This window comes from Paenibacillus sp. YPG26, assembly GCF_023704175.1.
Taxonomy (GTDB): Bacteria; Bacillota; Bacilli; order Paenibacillales; family Paenibacillaceae; genus Fontibacillus.
In genome coordinates, this window is sequence record NZ_CP084530.1 from 3229809 (window position 1) to 3247473 (window position 17665).

Below are 17665 nucleotides of genomic sequence, written 5' to 3' on the forward strand. Positions count from 1 at the left end.
ATATTTATAACGGATAATGACAAGCGACAGAATGTCCGCTCCCGATCTCGGCTAACCTCGGCACTTCTTCCCGGCATCTGGCTGTAGCAGCTGGACAGCGCGTGTGGAACCGGCAGCCGGTTGGCGGGGCAGCAGGAGAGGGAATTTCACCCTGGATCGCAGAGAACTTCCTGCTCCCTGCCGAGTCAGCCCGGGGAATCGATGAGATCAGCGCGGCCGTATAGGGGTGGGCAGGATGCTGGAACAATTCCTCGGCGGGAGCCACCTCCACCAGGTGACCGAGGTACATTACGCCAATTCGTGAAGAAATGTGTCTGACAATATTCAGGCCATGTCCGATAAATACATAGGTCAGCCCAAGGCGGCTCTGCAGCTCTTGCATCAGATTCACAATTTGGGCTTGCACGGATACATCCAGCGCCGACACCGCTTCATCCGCCAGCACAAAGCTGGGCTGGAGCGCAATCGCTCTGGCAATGCCGATCCGCTGCCGCTGGCCGCCAGAGAACTCATGCGGATATCGGCTGGCCCAGGCCGGATTGAGACCGACCCAGCCAAGCAGCTCCTCCACTCTGCTCCTCCGCTCTGCGGTGCTGAGCCTCTGATGCACCTCCAGCGGTTCAGCAATCGTATCCCCGATGGTCCAGCGGGGATTAACAGACCCATAGGGATCCTGGAAGATCATCTGCATGTCCGCCCTAAGGCTCTTCCGGCGTTCTGCCTTTATAGACGTGAGCTCCTCGCCCTGAAAGATGACCTTCCCGCCCGTAGCCTTCTCGAGTTGGATCAGGACACGACCCAATGTCGATTTGCCGCTGCCGGATTCACCAACCAACCCGAAGGTCTCTCCTTTCTGTATGGAGAACGTCACGTCGTCCACCGCATGAATTACAGCTTTGGTAAGACCTAATGCACTCTTCACAGGATAATGCTTGGTGAGCCCCTCCACTTGAAACAACAACTCTTGTTCAAGAGCCGGCGCCTCCTTCTCCCCATCTCCTTGAACGGGGAGAATTCCCGTATTTCGGGCCCCCGCAAAGATCCGGTCTGACGCAGGCAGCGCCATGTCCCTATGTAATTCGTCCGTATGCCAGCATGCCGCTTCATGGCCTTCGTCGCCGACTAGAGGAGGAGTCTCCTGTCTGCATTTGACCGTAGCAAGCGGACAACGTGGATGAAAGCGGCAGCCTGACGGGAATTCCGCGACATTCGGCGGGGCCCCTTCAATCGTATACAGGGGAGCCGTGCGGTCACTGTCCATCGTGGTGATGGAACGCAGCAGCCCGGCTGCATAAGGATGCCTTGGCTCTGCGAAGAAGCGGTCGGCAGGCGCCTGTTCCACAATTCTCCCCGCGTACATCACGATCATCCGGTCTGCCAGTTCGGCAGCTACGCCAAGATCGTGCGTAATCAGCAGAATAGACATCCCCAGCTCAGCCTTAAGCTCGCTAAGCAGGTGCAGAATCTGAGCCTGAATAGTGACATCTAGTGCCGTAGTCGGCTCATCGGCAATAAGCAGTTCCGGGCCGCAGGCAAGCGCCATGGCAATCATGGCCCGCTGCAGCATACCTCCTGACAGCTCGCTTGGATATTGATCCATCCGAAGCCTCGGTTCCGGCAGTCCAACGCGCTGGAGCAGGTGCACAGCATGAGCCCGCGCCTCTCTGGTTGTCCGCCTGTCATGACGGCGGATTGTCTCCACAAGCTGGGCACCTATGGTGAAGACAGGATCAAATGCCGCCATAGGCTCCTGGAAGATCATTGATATTCTTTTGCCCCGTATGGCCCGCAGCAGACCTGACGGGAGTGTGGTCAACTCTTCACCGCCGAGCTTAACGCTGCCTGCTTTGATACGGCCCTGCTCAAAATCAATCAGCCGCATAATCGCCTTGGATGTGATCGTCTTGCCGCTGCCGGATTCCCCCACAAGGCATACCGTCTCACCACGGCCAATATGGAACGATACATTGGATACCGGTTCAAGGGTTGTACCCGACTTCTCGAATTCGACCGACAATCCTTCAATTGTTAGTAAAGGTTCCGTCATAGGCTGCCTCCTGCAATTTGTACCGAATAACTAACCGTGGCCATAGATCGTGTAGAGCTATTGAGCTTAATCAAAGTCCTGTCAAGGTTCTTTCTTTTTGAGGTTACTAGTCTTATAGTGGCCTGCAGCTGCCTTTAGCTGCCGCTCTTTCTTGGATCCAGCACATCCCGGATCCGGTCACCGATCAAATTAACCGCTAGCACGAACGAGGCGATAGCAAGACCAGGGAAAGTGCATATCCACCAGGCAACCGTCAGATAACCTCTCCCCTGTGACAGAACGGTTCCCCAGTCGGGGATCTCCTTAATCACTCCGAGACCAAGAAAGCTGAGTCCTGAACTTGTTAATATTGAGGTGCCGATGCCAACGGTCGCCATTACGAGGAATGGGGACAAGGAGTTGGGAAGAACATGCTTCACAAAAATCCTCAGCTCTGAGCTTCCAATGGAACGGGATGCCAGCACATAGGGCTTATTCTTCACCGTCAGCACCTGGCTTCTCATGACTCTTGCGTAATTCGGGATGACTCCCGCCGATACGGCCAGCACAATGTTGAACAGACTCGGCCCCACAGCTGCCGCGATCGCAAGCGCCAGCAGAATGCCCGGGATGGACATTAGAATTTCAATGATTCGCATGACTATTGTATCGACCCATCCGCCTGCATATCCGGATAAAGCGCCTATGGCCCCTCCAATCCCGCCTCCCACAAGGACAGAAGCGACGCCGATCAGCAAGGAATCCCGGGCACCATACACGACCAGGCTGAAGACATCTCTGCCAAAATAATCGGTACCGAAGAGGTGAGCCGTCCCGGGAGGCTGAAGCAGACTGGCAGGATCCATGGTCTCTGGTGAATAAGGCGCTATCCACTGGGGTACGACCGCACACACCGCCATGAAGGCAACGAGTACACCGGCCGCATACAAGAATACTTTGGATATGCTGATTTGCCGGGGGGATGCTTTCTGCTTCCGGTTTATTTTCCAGATCGGCTTAAGCGCCGTAGCCTCTTTCATCTAGACTCCTCCCTTCAGCTGCGAACGTCTGACCCTTGGATCGATAAAGGAATAGGAGATATCCACGATCAGATTAACTGCCACATAAATAATTGCGGTAAAAAAGATAACCCCCTGGACCACGGGAATATCCTTGGACATAATGGCGTCAGCCAGGATCCTTCCAATTCCCTGCCGGGCGAATACTGTCTCCGTCACCACGGTTCCACTGAGCAATTCCCCGATTGTAAGGCCCATCATTGTCAGGGCTGGAATCAGCGAGTTACGCAGGGCATGGCGGTACATAACCGCCCTCTCTGAGAGCCCCTTGGCCCGGAGCGTTATGATATACGGCTCTCCCAATACCTCCAGCATCGTATTACGCACCATCCGGACGATGAAGCCGGCACCGACCAGACCCAAGGTCAGTCCCGGCAGAACAAGGGTCTTCCATCCGTCAGATCCCATTGCCGGGAACCATCCCAGCTGAACAGAGAACAATAACAGAAGAAGAATTCCCGTCCAGAATGCCGGCATCGAAATTCCGAACAAGCCGATGAAGCGGGCGACGAAATCAATTACACCATTACGGTGGATGGCTGAGAGCACACCAAGCACAATGCCGACAATTAGCGACACTGACGCGCTGACTAGAGTAAGCGCGAGTGTCGCTGGAACATGCTCGATTATTTTGGGAAGGACCGGGTCACTATTCACTCTGGATACTCCAAAATCCCCTTGCAGCAGATGGGTGAAGTACCGGTAGAACTGGACATGGAAGGGCTGATCAAGCCCCAAATGACTCTTAATGCGGGCTATCGCCTCCGGAGAGGAGGCATTGCCGTCAAGCATGATCAGCACCGGGTCGCCGGGCAGCAGGTACATGATAATGAAGACCAGCATCGACGAACCAAGAACCACGAGTAAGGAGGATAGCAGGCGGGTTGAGATCACTCCAGTCACTTGGTTTCCTCCCCTTTGTCTATTTGTGAATACTTACGTCATAGAATTGCGGATACCCCAGAAGATCGAATTTCAGACCTTCCACCTTATTCGAGTGAGCTACGGTGTAGGGGAATAAATAGATCGGAAGCACAATCGCATTCTTGATAAGATACTGCTGAATTTGTGCGTAGATCTCTTTTCGCAGCTGCGGGTCACTCTCTTGATAGCCTTGATCCAGCAGCTTATCGATCTCAGGATCGTTCACATTGGAATAATTCGTACCGCCCTTGGCATACACACGATCTGAACGGAACAGGTTACGCAGAATATCAGGGTCCGCCTTAACCTGGGAATTGCCGAATATTTCGTATTCCCCTTTGGTTACCAGCGTCGTGGTATCCTTGGTAATCGTCAGCTTGACGTCTACGCCTGCCTGCTTAAGCTGCTGCTGAACAATTGCGGCGATATCATTGCGCTTCTCCCGGTTGGGCGAAGGCTCGACGTACCGGAGCGTCAGCTTCTTGCCCTGCTTCTCGCGAATGCCATCCGCTCCCTTGATCCAGCCAAGCTCATCTAGCAGCTGATTGGCCTTCTGGGCATCGGCCTTCACGCTATTCTCAAGAGAAGCATCATAACCGAGAATGCCGGGGGTCAGGGATGACCACGCCCGTTGATAAGTGCCCAGGTACAGGGTCTTCACAATCGAATCCACATCCACGGCATATCGGATGGCCTCGCGCACTTTCGGATCGTTGAAGGGCTCATTTTTGGTATTAAAATAAAGGCTGAAGGCTGTACCGTTGGTGACCGACTGCTCCAGCTTAATATTCGGATCGTTCTTCAAAGCGAGAATATTCTGCGGGGGCACTGTCTCTGCGGCGAGCACCTGTCCGCTCTGCACACTGCCAATCCGGGTCGCCTCTTCAGGCACAATTTTGAAGGTCAATTTGTTCAGGCGGGATGCCCCTTTGTTATCCGCGGTCGGTGGTCCCCATGCATAGTCCGCATTCTTCTCGAGTACGACTTCATCATTCTCAGACCACTTCACGAATTTGAATGGACCTGTTCCTACAGGGTGCTTGCTGTATTGTTCGCCATATTGCTGGAGCGCCTTAGGTGAGGAGATCCCCAGAAATCCCGAGCTCAGCCCGCTAAGCAATGGCTCAAATGGCTCCTTAAGGTTAAGCTTGATCGTATAATCATCAATAACTTCCGAGGACGCGTAAGGGCCTAACAGGCTGTATGCCTGCCCGCCGGGATCCGCCTGAATATGGTCAAAATTAGCCTTCACCGCAGCAGCGTTAAATGGGGTGCCATCATGAAATTTAACGTTCTGACGGAGCTTGAACGTATAACTTTGTCCACCGTCCGACTTCGTCCAGCTCTCGGCCAGCCAAGGCTTGAAAGTACCATCCGGCAGTGCAGATACCAGGCTGTCAAAAATATTGCGAAATACCCGGTGTGAGACGGCATATCCGCTGGTGCCTGGATCCAGGGAATCCGGTGAGGTTGCCAGCGCATAGGTCAGCTCGCCGCCTTCCACGGTGCTGCTCCCTTCCGCAGCTGCTTTGGCCGTTCCAGTCTCACTTGCTCCCTTGCTCGAAGTGCATCCGGTAAGCACAAGCACGAACGTGGCGGATACCAAGGCAAATTTCATCCATTTTGAAGCTCTTCTCTTGTTCAATATGATCTCTCCCTCTTGACAATTTGAATGCATATGGCTGCTTGCTCTGTCCCTGATTGGTTAGGCCTGGGGCACTCCATCCTGAGTGGATATGGCTGCAAATGCCTCTTTGATCCGGTTAATCTGACCTACATGGTGATGAACATGTCTGATGAACCCGGATACAATCGCTTCGGCGGTTACCGGCTCCCCTTTGAAATTCAATGCCGTCTTATTCCAGTCACTCTCCGTCAAGCGTCCAAACAGCAAGCTGTTATACTGAAGCAAAGCCTGATAGACCTTCAGAATCTCTTCAATGCCGCTCTCGTTCGCCTTCTGGCCGTATACCCAGGCATCCTGATTGAAGGCAGGCAGCTGAGCCGTCGTATCGGCAAGCAGATCACGAATCCGGAAAGACACAACAAAGTTATGATCAGCCAAGTGGGTCAGGACCTCCGTAATGCTCCATGATTCGGGTGATGCCTTCCATCTCAGTTCTTCAGGGCCAAGATTCTCAGTGGCTTGTTCTAACACTTGGTAAGTATCCAGATAGTCTGGGATATGAACGGTACTCATCGTAGATTCCTCCTGAAATTAATTTTATTTAACCTATTGAATTAGTCGGATTATAAATTGAAGATTGCAGTATAAATTGAACTTAGAGCTGCCCTGGACAGTGTGTGAAACGATTCTGGAGAAGAGTCATTCCTGTATAACATAAGTCTGAACCTATTTAGATCAGACTTGGCTCCAGCGCTGATGGAGTCTCCCAGACCGTGCTCGGGATCTCCCGCTTCAGGACAGGAATAACCTCAGCCGCAAAACGCTCGACCTGCTCCAGCTGCTCAGCCTCGGTTAAGCCATCTACACTGATGCTGAGCGCTTGATGCCCGTAGGCCTCATGATATTTCAGAATCTTCTCGATGACGCGATCTGCGCTTCCAACCAGAGCAGGGCCGTTCTCAATATTATCCTCAAGGTCCTTGAAAGGGGACTGGTTATGCTTGGCGGAATCCGTGGATTGGAAGGAAGCATAGTAAGGACGGTATCGCCGAATCGCCTCTTCACTTGTATTCGCAAGGTACAAGCTGCCTCCGCCCGCGCCGACCACAGCCGTGTTGGGATCGTGCCCATAGTAGGCCAGGCGCTCACGGTAATGGTCGATCAAATTTTTATATTTAGCCATAGGATGAAAGGTATTCGAAGAAAAGATGGGCTCACCGTATTTCGCTGCGAGTTCCGTAGACCTCGTGCTTGATGCGCTGCCATGCCATATCGGAATCGTATTCTGATGCGGTCTTGGCTGTGTTGTAACTCGATCAAGCGGTGTGCGATAACGCCCTTCCCAGGTGACATTCTCTTCTCGCCATAGACGTCTCAGCAGTTCATACCGCTCGGCAAGAGAGTCCCACTGCTCCTCCTCGGTAATCCCGAAGAGCGGATAATGACGCGGGTCATTACCTTTGCCAATAATCATCTCGAGTCTTCCACCGGACAGGTGATCGAGTGTAGCGTAGTCTTCGGCCACCCGGACTGGGTCCAGCACACTCAGAACAGTCACGGTGCTGAGCAGGCGGATCCGTGAGGTTCTCGCTGCTATAGCAGTCAGTACTAACGGCGGAGAAGAGGATAGAAACGGGGCACCGTGGCGCTCTCCGACTCCGTATGCATCAAAGCCAAGCTTCTCAGCCAGAACCGCCTGGTTCAGCACGTTCCGGAATTTCTGCTGGGCCGTCAATGTCTCCCCTGTTACGGAATTGGGAATGTTCATCATCAGGCTGAACAGGGCAAATTTCATTTGGTCCAATCCCCTTTAGATATTAATGTTCATTTCTTATAGGAACTCCAAATTCCGCCTTAAGCGCCAGCTTTCTAAAATAATCAAAGTTTTGGTTGGTGTCCCTCCATACCTCCGGCTGTGCACCTTTAAATCCGATCATGCCAGTCTCATCATCTAGATACGGACGTTCCGGCTTCCTTTTTCGTATGGCTGCAGCTCCCTTTCTTCACCGATTATTTTTTCAATGCTGCATGGCGGATAAGCTCCTATTTCAGTCTATTGATGCAAGCTAGAATAGGCGCTGTGTCCATCAAATGTTGACTTTTTGCTTGGCATACCGGTTCTCAGGAATAGGAACCTCCAGATTTCCTCTCAGCGTGTCGGCCTCATAATCCAGTCTGTATAATCCGCGTTCCTGAAGGATAGGAACCACCAGCTCCACAAAATCGCTCAGTCCGCTTGGCAGATCCGAATGAATAATGAATCCGTCAGCAGCGCCCTCCTCATGCCAGGTCTGAATTTTATCGGCAATCTGCTCAGGCGTTCCGATGAATCCGGTTCTCGGGGTTGCCGACTGCAGAGCAACCTGACGAAGCGTTAGATTCTGCTCCTTCGCTTTCTTCTTGATCTTGTCTGTTCCGCTGCGGAAGCTGTTGGAACCGAAATCTCCAAGCTCGGGGAACGGTTCATCCAGCGGGTATTGCGAGAAGTCATGATGCTCGAAGAACCGTCCCAGATAGTTCAGGGCATTCTCTATAGTCACAAGTCCGGCAATCTCTTGGTATTTGCGCTCCGCTTCTTCTTCCGTTCTGCCTACAATCGGCCCGATTCCCGGTAGAATCACGATATCCTCCGGCGATCTTCCGAACCGGACAGTACGTTCCTTCACATCTTTGTAGAATGCTATGGCTTCCTCCAGAGAGTCATGCCCGGTGAATACCGCGTCGGCTTCTTTGGCGGCAAGATTCTTCCCGTCCTCCGAAGATCCCGCCTGGAAGATTACCGGCTGTCCCTGCTTGGAGCGGGCAATATTCAGCGGTCCTTTCACCGAGAAGAACTCTCCTTTATGGTTCAGTGTGTGCAGCTTCTCAGGATCGAAGAAGACGCCCGACTCCTTATCCCGAACGAACGCGTCATCTTCCCAGGAATCCCATAACCCTCTCGATACCTGCAGGTATTCTTCTGCGATCTTGTAGCGCTGTGGATGGGAGGGATGCTCTGACCTGCCGAAATTCAAAGCCGAGCCCTCAAGTGGAGAGGTAACCACGTTCCAGCCTGCGCGGCCGCCGCTGATTTGATCTAATGAAGCAAACTGCCTGGATACATTGAAAGGCTCACTATAAGAGGTCGACAGGGTTCCAACCAGACCAATTCGCGAGGTAACCGCAGCTAGTGCAGACAGGATCGTAACAGGTTCAAACCGGTTCAGGAAATGAGGAATGGACTTCTCGTTAATATATAGACCATCCGCAATGAAGACCAGGTCGAACTTGCCCTCTTCCGCCTTTATGGCCTGGCGCTTATAGAATTCAAAATTCACACTGGCGTCTGTAATCGCCTCCGGATGCCGCCACGAGGATACTGAACCTCCCACCCCATGAATCAGCGCGCCGAATTTCAACTTTTTAGAACTAGCCATTAGCATCTCCTCCTTCAGCTGTATAATTTATATAATTCCGATAAGTTAAATCGTATTTATGGCGATAAATATACCACCCAATTTTCCCCTCCGTCAATCAGGCGGCTAATCGACTCTTTCTATTCATTTATAGATAACTTTGATATGCATTTATTTAATGAAGCAGCGCTTCTCGTCCAGCCGTCAGAAAAGCTTGAGCAAGCGAGGTACTCTCTCCTATACGAGAGATAATATGGGTATGCAGCACATTGCCTGAAATCTCAGGAACCGGCACGGGTACCAACCTGCCCTCCTGAACCTCCTTACTCGTGCACAGCTCTGGCAGGAAGCAGATTCCGGCGCAGTTCATCACCAGCTTCTTGGCAGTCTCCAGGTTATCAACCTGGTAATTAATCTTTGGCGGCTCCGTCAAGCTTTCGAACGAACGCTGGATTCGGATCCAGTCCAGTGAACCGCATTCAAAAAAGATGAACGGCTCATTACTAAGAAGCTCAGCGGACACACTCTCAAGCTCTGTAAAAGGATGCCCTTCATAGACAAAGAGCTTAATCGGGTCCTCTAACAGCTTCAGGGAATGGATTTGAGGATGGATCACATTTCTTACGAGCCCCAGATCACTCTCGTTGCCAAGGACACGGCGGAGAATATGGTCACTGGCTGCTGTGCTGAGCCTGATATTAACCCCCGGGAACTCTTCCTTGATCCGGGGAAGAATCTGTGGAATGACATAATTAGATACCGAAATTGTACAATCTATCCTCAGTTCACCCGTCACCTCTGCCGCCCGGTGCAGATGCTGCTTGGAGCTTTGGTAGATACGGAGAATCTGCTGCGCATCCGGCAGAAACCTCTGACCCTTGTCGGTAAGATGGATCTTCTTGCCCATCCGGTCGAACAGCTGGCAGTCCAAATCACGTTCAAGTGATTGAATCCGGGCTGTTACCGAAGGCTGTGACAAGAATAGAGCATCTGCTGCTTTATTAAAACTTCCATAATGAACGACGTACACAAATGCCTCAAGATTATCCAGATTCATACTTCAGACCCTCCCTTTTCTATAATACACATTTAACATATTAGTTAACTCGGATTTAAATGTGTAAGTTGTGGTTTAGGGACGAGTATACGGCACTCTGCTGCCAGCGTCAATTACAAATCTCCAATTTTTCCTATTCCTGTATACGAGGTTCAGCATTATGGTATTTCGCACCTATCCTATGATGTTGCGGACACTGTGACCTTACGCATATTTGTCCCTTAGTTAATTTTTGGTAGTATGGTGTTGAAGACGTAGCCATGCGAAGATGCAGGAGCGTTCTTACCCTTTGCGTTGAACTATTGGGAAGAAAGGCTTAATCCTTAATTTGATACGGAGTTTGAGAAAAACCTGCGGAGGTGGATTGTGAGATACAAACTTATATTTCTGATTGTAAGTTTCGTTTGCTTATTTTACTTATCGTCCTGTTCCAATGCTAATAATTCTATTCAATCATCCGAAATCGCCGAGAGCTTCCCAATCCCAAGTGAAGCGAAATTAATTAGTTACGACAAGACATCAGAGCAGTACACGCTTACGAATGTAACTGAAGAGGACGGCTTACCTGAAAGTTATCGAACTGAGATTGAGATACGGAATTGGAAAGAAGTAGACCGGTTGGGCGCAAAATATGTCTTCGAAAAAAATGGACATAAAATCAATTTATTTATTTTCACAGGCAAAATTGAGTTACGCAAACTTTAGTAAAGATAAGTTATCAAGAAAAAGACGCCCCCTGATTTCCACCAATCAGGAGAACGTCTTCTATATAGTTAAGCTTATAAACGTTTTATGCTGTACACGAGCTTCCCTTCCGAATCGGTCGAGGTGAATTCTTCCTCTGTAAGCTTTGTCAACTGCTCGAATACAGGAACGGCCACGAACTGCCAGTCACTGATATAAAAGCGGACATATCCGCCATCCTGGTCAAATTCAATGCGTGCCAAATCATAGGTTTTGGGCGGTGCGACCGGATCAAGTCCAAGGTGGTCGCTGATCCTCACTTCAATAGGATGACCATGCCATTCTGTCAACTTGTTAACCATACTCGGGTCCATGCTTTATGCCTCCTTCATCCGGCAGCTGCCTGCATCCTCTTGAGGAACAACCTGCAGGGAATATCCGCTGAGCCAATCCCAGCAAGGGGAATTCAAGCGGGGGTCTATGAAGCTCAGAAACTGCTCTTCGCTCTCGCAGACTGTAAGGCCCTTGCCTTCGGCGACAGCCACGAGGAGATGATCCTGTCTCTTCACTTCCACATACCAGGTGATGTGCTCATCCAGACCGGCAAGCTCAGCTTCAACGATGTCCTGCAAATCCGGATGCTCTTCCCCGGTGGTTATAAAGATCAGATCCCAGCTCAGTTGGCTGATTCTCACAGACAACCCCTCCCCTCATCATTCCTTAAGCCAGCTTCGCTCTGCTGCTTGTAATATCACTGAACATGCCGGAATAGTGAGTAACTTCACCTGATTCATTCTTCACGGCACTGATGGTTAACCATTCAAGATAGATCTCTCCGCTCTTCTTGCGGTTCCAAATCTCCCCTTGCCAATATCCATGCTCACGAATGCTCTCCCACATCTCGTTATAGAACTCGCGCGATTGCTTGCCGGATTTGAGGAGACTCGGCTGCTTGCCAATAACCTCAGCCGCCGTATATCCGGTTAATTTCGTAAATGAAGCATTCACTGATGTAATTATGCCTTTATCGTTCGTAACCATAATTCCTTCCACGGTATTCTCGATAATCGAGGCAGACAGCCCGAGCTTCTCTTGATAGAACATCCAGATTACCAGAATTAAGCTGGCAAGTGCGATCTCAGACAAAGCCATGAAACCAATGGCATAATGTCCAGTTGCCTTGAACAAGAGGGTAAGCATCAGCGGAGGGAAGAAACCTCCGAGTCCGCCCATGGCCGAGATAATACCGTTCGCGATGCCCGCCTGTTTGGTGAAATAGAGCGGTACCAGCTTGAAGACGGCTCCGTTCCCGGTTCCCGCGCAGAAGGCCACAGTCAGACAGCCGACCGTATACCAAGCTAGCGTAGGCGCGAACGAGAGCAGCACAGCTGATCCCGTCAGACCTGCGAATACCAGCATGAGCAGCTTATAAGGGTTCATGATATCACCCAGCTTGCCCCCGATCGGACGCATTACGGTAGCCAGCGCGATAAAGCCGGCTGTACGAAGACCCGCATCCACCTTGGACAGGTTGAAGTAGCTGACCAGGAAATTAGGCAGATACACAGTGAAGGCGACGAATGAACCAAAAGTGATGAAATAGAACAGACATAACAGCCACAGCTTCTGATTGCGTGACACTTCCTTCACCTGCTTAACAAGTGAAGTCCTTACCTTCGCCTGCGGCTCCTTGCGGTCGCCGAGTGTGAAGTTCAGTGCTGCCATACCGATCAGCAGAATGCCGTAAGCCAGCACGGTCTTGGACCAACCGATCTGAGTGGCGAGCAGGGGCGCGCCGAAGGTCGAGAAGGCGGTACCGATATTACCTACCCCGTAGATCCCATTTACGAAGCCGTGCTTTTCCTTGCCATAATATTTAGGCAGTGAAGTGACGCCAACCGAGAATACGGCACCTGAGGTTCCCAGGAAGAAGCCGCCAATGATCAGATCCCAGAAGGAGTCGGCCTGGCTGACCCAATATAGCGGAATGAGCAGCAGCACGAAGCTGAAAGCGAACATTTTGCGGGCACCAATCACATTGGTCCAGTAGCCGAACGGAATTCTCATAATAGAGCCCATCAGCACGGGCACTGCGGTGACCCAGGTCAGCTGGGTCGCGGTAAGGTGAATATCCTCTTTGATGAAGGGCATCAAGGAAGATATAATGACCCAAGTCATGAAGCCGGTAATCAGACTGACAGTTTGTATAGGTAGTTGGAGTTTTCTAATATTCATCTGACGTCACGCTCCCGAAAATAAATCCATAATGCAATTGGAAACAACACAATGTTACATACCGCAAAAAGCACTACACGTTCAAAGCGGTCATAGAAAAAGGAATTCACGACCTGCTGGGTGCAAATTATATTCAGCAGCAGGACAAAGCAGAGCAGAATGACACCACGGTAACTACGTTTCATACCGTTTCACTCCCGTCGCATAGATTGCCCCCTGCTCCTTGGAGAGCACTACTTCAGGAAGCGGGCGCTGCGGAGGACCCGCCGTGGGCTTCCCGGTCTTCACATCGAAGAATCCGTGATGGCAAGGACATACCAGCCTGCCTTCCTCCTTACTCCAGAACACCGGGCATTTGAGATGAGTACACGCATTCTGATAGGCTTTGAACTCATTCTCACCCAGGCGGACCAGCAGGGCGGCATCATGCTCGCCTGGGTATGCAAATTCGATCGCTTCCCCAATCTTCAGATCATTCGCGTTCGCCAGCTTCTGCTTGGGGTGAGATTTGCTCCCAAGTCCGGTTAATTCCTTCACGGCGATCGCTCCCCATGGCATGGTGGATACCGCGAAGATTCCCGCTGCGCCTACCATCGTCTTCATGAATCCGCGGCGGTCCAGTCTCCGCTCTCCGGCCTTGCGGATGTTATGGGTATAGTTATTCTCATCAAATGGAATCTTGTCGTTGTTACGCTTGATATCTTCACCCATGTGAAACCCCTCCTTCTTCAGCGGTACATTCTCGATCAGAATAACTTCTCTGTGCCTTGTAAAATGCCCGGAAGGTTGATCTTCACATGGGTCTCCCCTTCGAGCGGATTCTCCGGCAGCCGGGAGGACATCCATTTACCGAGCCGGTGCTTCTCCTGCTTGGCGGCGAACTCTTCCTCTGTAATCCATTGGAGCGTATTGGTCGGGCAGACCGAAGCACACATCGGAGGAATCCCCTCCTTGGTACGGTCATAGCACAGATCGCATTTGTACATCAGATTCTGTTCTTCATCAAATTTAGGTATTCCATAAGGACAAGCAATCGTACAGTTCTGGCATCCAATACATTTCTCAACAAGTGCGGAGAGAACCGCACCCTCCTCAGTCACCTGAATCGCCTGTGCCGGACAGCTGCGCGCACATGCCGGATTCACACAATGCAGGCACATCAACGGAATCGTCTGACGATTCACGAGCGGATTCACATCATATACGTAGTTGCGGTTGCGTTCATCGTGCCCGCCGCACTGCGTACAGGCAGCGAGACAGCTCCGGCAGCCGATACAATTGTCCATTTCAATATAGAGCAGCTGTTTCATCATTGGTGTACGGCCTCCTTCTCTGTCTTCCCGCTGCCCGCTCTTCCCGCCTGCCCGTCAGGACGCTCAGCCCCAAGCTTATCGATCTCAGCCGCACATACTTTGAACTCCGGCATCCTCGACATGGGATCAAGCGCTGGAATGGTAAGCAGGTTCACGGAACCTTCATGGCCGAAATGGTACGGTACGAACACGGTATCCTTACGGATGGCTTCGGTAATCTTTACTTTATATATACACTCCCCGCGGCGGGTTCTAAGCCGGACCTTCTCCTCATGCTCAATGTCATACTTCGCGGCAGTCTCCGGGTGAACCTCAACATAAGGCTCGGGACACATATCCATCAGGAAAGGAATTCGTCTGGTCTGGTTACCGGATAAGTAGTGATACACGACCCGGCCTGTAGTCAGGCGGAGCGGATAGGTCTCATCCGGTTCTTCCGCAGGAGGACGGTAAGGCAGTGCGCACAGCTTGGCTTTGCCATCCGGGTGGTAGAACTTCTTATCGAGGAACATATGAGGCGTCCCTGGATCCTTCTCGTTCTTGCACGGCCAGAAGACCCCATCCTGCTTCTCGATTTTGTCCCAGGTTGCCCCGTAGTAATCCGCATAACCGCCTTTGGTAGCTAGCCGGAACTCATCGGCCACGTCTCTGGCTGTCTTCAGGTGACTGAAGTATTGGCCCCGGCCCAGCCGTTCAGCCAATTCTACAGCGATCTGCCAGTCGGGCTTGCTCTCGCCCAGCGGCTCCTGAGCCTTGTTGATCTTGATGATACGGCCCTCTAGATTCGTTACGGTTCCTTCATCCTCTGACCAGGTTACGGACGGGAGAATCACATCCGCGAATTCAGCCGACTCGGACAAATACATATCCGAGCAGACCATAAAGTCAAGCTCCTTCATCACTTTCCGCACATAATTCAGATTCGGTGCTGACACAGCCGGGTTCGAGCAGAGCAGGTACAGTCCCCGGATCGTCTTCTGCTCCATGAGTTCGAACATCTCATAAGCGGATACCCCCGGCTGCGGCATCTCCTCAGGGGTAATTCCCCATACCTTGCATACCTCTTCCACATGCTTCGGATTCGTGATCTTGCGATAGCCTGGCAGCAGATCCGACTTCTGGCCGTGCTCACGTCCGCCCTGCCCGTTGCCTTGTCCCGTAAAGGTAGCAACTCCCGACTTCGGCCGTCCGATCTTGCCGGTAACAAGCGGCATGTTCGTATAAGCGGATACGTTGTCGGCTCCCTTATGCTGCTGCTCGATTCCCCGTGCGAACATCACTACCGCTTCCGGCGCTTTGCCGTAGATCTCAGCCGCCCGAATCAGCTTCTCCGGGGCAACCCCCGTAATCTCACTTGTATATTCCGGTGTGAACTCCTTCACGACTTCTGCCATTTCTTCAAAACCGCCTGTATGCTCGCGGATGAAATTCTCATCCGCATATCCGCCTTGAATGAGCAGGTTCACCATACAGTTGGCCAGCGCCAAATCCGTGCCCGGGCGCAGATCCAGGTGAACGTCAGCTCTTCTAGCAAGCGGAGTCTCCCGCGGGTCGGCCACGATAAGGTAACCGCCGCGGCTCTGAACTTCCCATACTCTGAACATGGACGTAGGGTGACATTCTGCCGTATTGCTTCCCGCGATGAAGAGGCAATCTGTCTCATGCAGATCCGTCCACGGCAGGGTAGATCCCCGGTCCACCCCGAAAGTGCGAAGGAATCCCGCCGCCGCGCTAGACATACAGAACCGGCCATTATAATCAATATATCTGGTCTGCAGGGCCACCCGGGCGAACTTCCCGGTAAGGTAGCATTTCTCATTCGTCATGGATACTCCGCTGAAGACGGACAAGCTGTCTTTGCCATACTCCGCCTGCAGCTCCTTGAACCGGCGGGCAATCAGATCATAGGCTTCATCCCAGCTGGCTTCGCGGAAGCCTTCCTTGGTTCCCTTCAGTGCCGGATTATCGCGGATAAGCGGTTTCAGTATCCGGTCCGGATGGTTGGTCTGCTGATAGGCGGTTACGCCTTTCGGACACATTTTCCCCAGAGTTACCGGCCAGTCATACCGGGGTTCAACCCCGATAATCGTGTTCGAGGAGGTATCGACGCGCAGGTTCATCCCGCATTGCATGCCGCAGTAAGAGCAGTGTGTAGGAACCAGCTTTTCACCCGGGTGAACCTTATTCTCTATAACCTTGAAGAATTTATCCTTTGGCATTCTGGTTGGCCTCCTTTACAGGGATCTTGTGCGTCTGAATGCCAGTGAACCGGGACATCCGGTATTTACGGCGGCAGGGCAGGCACAGCTCGGCAAGATGGTATCCCTCTTCGGTCTGGAATTTGATATCGTTCTGTCCTAATACGTTAATGACATCACTAGACTGCTCGGCGGACACAAATCCGGTACCGCACACCGCACATTTCTTCGTCTCCTGCTCTGCATAATGCTCACGGTAATTCCTCGCAAATACACTGAGCGGACGGAATGGAATATGTGCGAGCTTGCCGAACGGAATATAGATCATGGTCAGGATCACCGACCACTGATGAATCAGAGATATTACGGGATGTCCCTTCCCGTGAAGGAACATATTGGAGAAGGTAAGCGCAAGGCCCGTAACACATACGAACAGCAGCAGATAGAGCGGCAGGAAGTCATAGGCAAATGACTGTTCGGCTCTCGCCTGCATGTTCTTCACCCTTCGAAATAAGGCCATGCATACGCCTCCGATAACCATAAATGCCGATATATTCAGCGCATTGTAGAATAGGTAGCCAAGCAGCCCATCCGCCTTAATGTGCAGAATATCAATCCCGAAGAAAACAACCCAGTAGTATCCATTCTCCGCCATCGTGAAGTACATCCATCCGAATACCAGCGGGAAGGTGACCATGCATGCAATGATGCATCCCCATCCCAGCAGAACGTGCTGGGTCCAGCGGTACCAGCCGCGGTTCCAGATGAATTTATACGTTACCAGGTGATTGGCTGCGGTCTTGGGGGTGCTCTTCCGGAAGAGCAGCTTGATCCCCTTCTTAATGATGATCTTAGTCGGAGGTCTCTCCCCCCAGGCTATGAACCGGTAGAAGAATCCACATATAAATACCAACGTTCCTACCATATAGCCGTACAGGGCCAAGTCCACATGTGTAAAAAAACGTGAGCCGATATAAATCAGCACCAATAGACCTAACACGGTCAGAAATACCGATTTTGCAAATTTGGAAGCGAATGCCCGATCCATCTGTTCATATCCCCTTTCGCGGCTGTTCTTTCGGAACCCGCAGTTCCCCTCTCAGCCGCTTCATTCACGCACTATGCTT

General features: G+C 51.7%; 16 protein-coding genes. All 16 read right to left on the minus strand.

Annotated features, from left to right (window positions below):
* Positions 1-4: 4 nt before the first annotated feature.
* Entirely contained in the window at positions 5-2047 is a 2043-nt protein-coding gene (locus LDO05_RS18860; RefSeq protein WP_276575517.1) for an ABC transporter ATP-binding protein, read from the minus strand.
* 134 nt (positions 2048-2181) lie between these two features.
* Positions 2182-3066 (minus strand): ABC transporter permease, encoded by an 885-nt coding sequence (locus tag LDO05_RS15380; protein ID WP_251376226.1) that lies wholly within the window; start codon positions 3064-3066, stop codon positions 2182-2184.
* Positions 3067-4008, minus strand: a complete 942-nt coding sequence (locus LDO05_RS15385) for an ABC transporter permease (protein ID WP_251376227.1) — start codon at positions 4006-4008, stop codon at positions 3067-3069.
* 19 nt (positions 4009-4027) lie between these two features.
* The gene (locus LDO05_RS15390) at positions 4028-5674 is read right to left on the minus strand and encodes an ABC transporter substrate-binding protein (RefSeq protein ID WP_251376228.1); all 1647 of its coding nucleotides are present in this window, start codon (positions 5672-5674) and stop codon (positions 4028-4030) included.
* A gap of 60 nt (positions 5675-5734) precedes the next feature.
* Entirely contained in the window at positions 5735-6229 is a 495-nt protein-coding gene (locus LDO05_RS15395; RefSeq protein ID WP_251376229.1) for a DinB family protein, read from the minus strand.
* 157 nt (positions 6230-6386) lie between these two features.
* Positions 6387-7451 carry an LLM class flavin-dependent oxidoreductase gene (locus tag LDO05_RS15400; protein ID WP_251376230.1) on the minus strand — a complete coding sequence of 355 codons (1065 nt, stop codon included), beginning with the start codon at positions 7449-7451 and terminating at the stop codon, positions 6387-6389.
* 292 nt (positions 7452-7743) lie between these two features.
* Positions 7744-9072 (minus strand): LLM class flavin-dependent oxidoreductase, encoded by a 1329-nt coding sequence (locus LDO05_RS15405; protein WP_251376231.1) that lies wholly within the window; start codon positions 9070-9072, stop codon positions 7744-7746.
* Between the two features lie 154 nt (positions 9073-9226).
* Entirely contained in the window at positions 9227-10108 is an 882-nt protein-coding gene (locus LDO05_RS15410; RefSeq protein WP_251376232.1) for a LysR family transcriptional regulator, read from the minus strand.
* Between the two features lie 779 nt (positions 10109-10887).
* Positions 10888-11166 carry a hypothetical protein gene (locus LDO05_RS15415; protein WP_251376233.1) on the minus strand — a complete coding sequence of 93 codons (279 nt, stop codon included), beginning with the start codon at positions 11164-11166 and terminating at the stop codon, positions 10888-10890.
* Between the two features lie 3 nt (positions 11167-11169).
* Entirely contained in the window at positions 11170-11487 is a 318-nt protein-coding gene (locus LDO05_RS15420; protein ID WP_251376234.1) for a hypothetical protein, read from the minus strand.
* A 25-nt stretch (positions 11488-11512) separates the two neighbouring features.
* The gene (locus LDO05_RS15425) at positions 11513-13027 is read right to left on the minus strand and encodes a nitrate/nitrite transporter (RefSeq protein WP_251376235.1); all 1515 of its coding nucleotides are present in this window, start codon (positions 13025-13027) and stop codon (positions 11513-11515) included.
* Positions 13024-13212 (minus strand): hypothetical protein, encoded by a 189-nt coding sequence (locus LDO05_RS15430; RefSeq protein WP_251376236.1) that lies wholly within the window; start codon positions 13210-13212, stop codon positions 13024-13026. The genes LDO05_RS15425 and LDO05_RS15430 overlap by 4 nt, the downstream gene beginning before the upstream one ends.
* Positions 13202-13738, minus strand: coding sequence for a Rieske 2Fe-2S domain-containing protein (locus LDO05_RS15435; protein ID WP_251376237.1), 537 nt, complete (start codon positions 13736-13738; stop codon positions 13202-13204). Before LDO05_RS15435 ends, LDO05_RS15430 begins: the two co-directional genes overlap by 11 nt.
* 35 nt (positions 13739-13773) lie before the next feature.
* Positions 13774-14337 carry a 4Fe-4S dicluster domain-containing protein gene (locus LDO05_RS15440; RefSeq protein WP_251378754.1) on the minus strand — a complete coding sequence of 188 codons (564 nt, stop codon included), beginning with the start codon at positions 14335-14337 and terminating at the stop codon, positions 13774-13776.
* The gene (locus LDO05_RS15445) at positions 14337-16559 is read right to left on the minus strand and encodes a molybdopterin oxidoreductase family protein (RefSeq protein WP_251376238.1); all 2223 of its coding nucleotides are present in this window, start codon (positions 16557-16559) and stop codon (positions 14337-14339) included. Before LDO05_RS15445 ends, LDO05_RS15440 begins: the two co-directional genes overlap by 1 nt.
* Complete coding sequence (locus LDO05_RS15450; RefSeq protein WP_251376239.1) at positions 16546-17586, minus strand: hypothetical protein; 1041 nt, start codon at positions 17584-17586, stop codon at positions 16546-16548. Before LDO05_RS15450 ends, LDO05_RS15445 begins: the two co-directional genes overlap by 14 nt.
* Positions 17587-17665: the final 79 nt, after the last annotated feature.

Excerpts from the sequence above, each read along its gene's own strand:
- LDO05_RS18860 (WP_276575517.1), bottom strand. The coding sequence starts at position 2,047 with ATGACGGAACCTTTACTAACAATTGAAGGATTGTCGGTCGAATTCGAG.
- LDO05_RS15380 (WP_251376226.1), bottom strand. The coding sequence starts at position 3,066 with ATGAAAGAGGCTACGGCGCTTAAGCCGATCTGGAAAATAAACCGGAAG.
- LDO05_RS15395 (WP_251376229.1), bottom strand. The coding sequence starts at position 6,229 with ATGAGTACCGTTCATATCCCAGACTATCTGGATACTTACCAAGTGTTA.
- LDO05_RS15400 (WP_251376230.1), bottom strand. The coding sequence starts at position 7,451 with ATGAAATTTGCCCTGTTCAGCCTGATGATGAACATTCCCAATTCCGTA.
- LDO05_RS15405 (WP_251376231.1), bottom strand. The coding sequence starts at position 9,072 with ATGGCTAGTTCTAAAAAGTTGAAATTCGGCGCGCTGATTCATGGGGTG.
- LDO05_RS15410 (WP_251376232.1), bottom strand. The coding sequence starts at position 10,108 with ATGAATCTGGATAATCTTGAGGCATTTGTGTACGTCGTTCATTATGGA.
- LDO05_RS15415 (WP_251376233.1), bottom strand. The coding sequence starts at position 11,166 with ATGGACCCGAGTATGGTTAACAAGTTGACAGAATGGCATGGTCATCCT.
- LDO05_RS15425 (WP_251376235.1), bottom strand. The coding sequence starts at position 13,027 with ATGAATATTAGAAAACTCCAACTACCTATACAAACTGTCAGTCTGATT.
- LDO05_RS15430 (WP_251376236.1), bottom strand. The coding sequence starts at position 13,212 with ATGAAACGTAGTTACCGTGGTGTCATTCTGCTCTGCTTTGTCCTGCTG.
- LDO05_RS15435 (WP_251376237.1), bottom strand. The coding sequence starts at position 13,738 with ATGGGTGAAGATATCAAGCGTAACAACGACAAGATTCCATTTGATGAG.
- LDO05_RS15440 (WP_251378754.1), bottom strand. The coding sequence starts at position 14,337 with ATGAAACAGCTGCTCTATATTGAAATGGACAATTGTATCGGCTGCCGG.
- LDO05_RS15445 (WP_251376238.1), bottom strand. The coding sequence starts at position 16,559 with ATGCCAAAGGATAAATTCTTCAAGGTTATAGAGAATAAGGTTCACCCG.
- LDO05_RS15450 (WP_251376239.1), bottom strand. The coding sequence starts at position 17,586 with ATGGATCGGGCATTCGCTTCCAAATTTGCAAAATCGGTATTTCTGACC.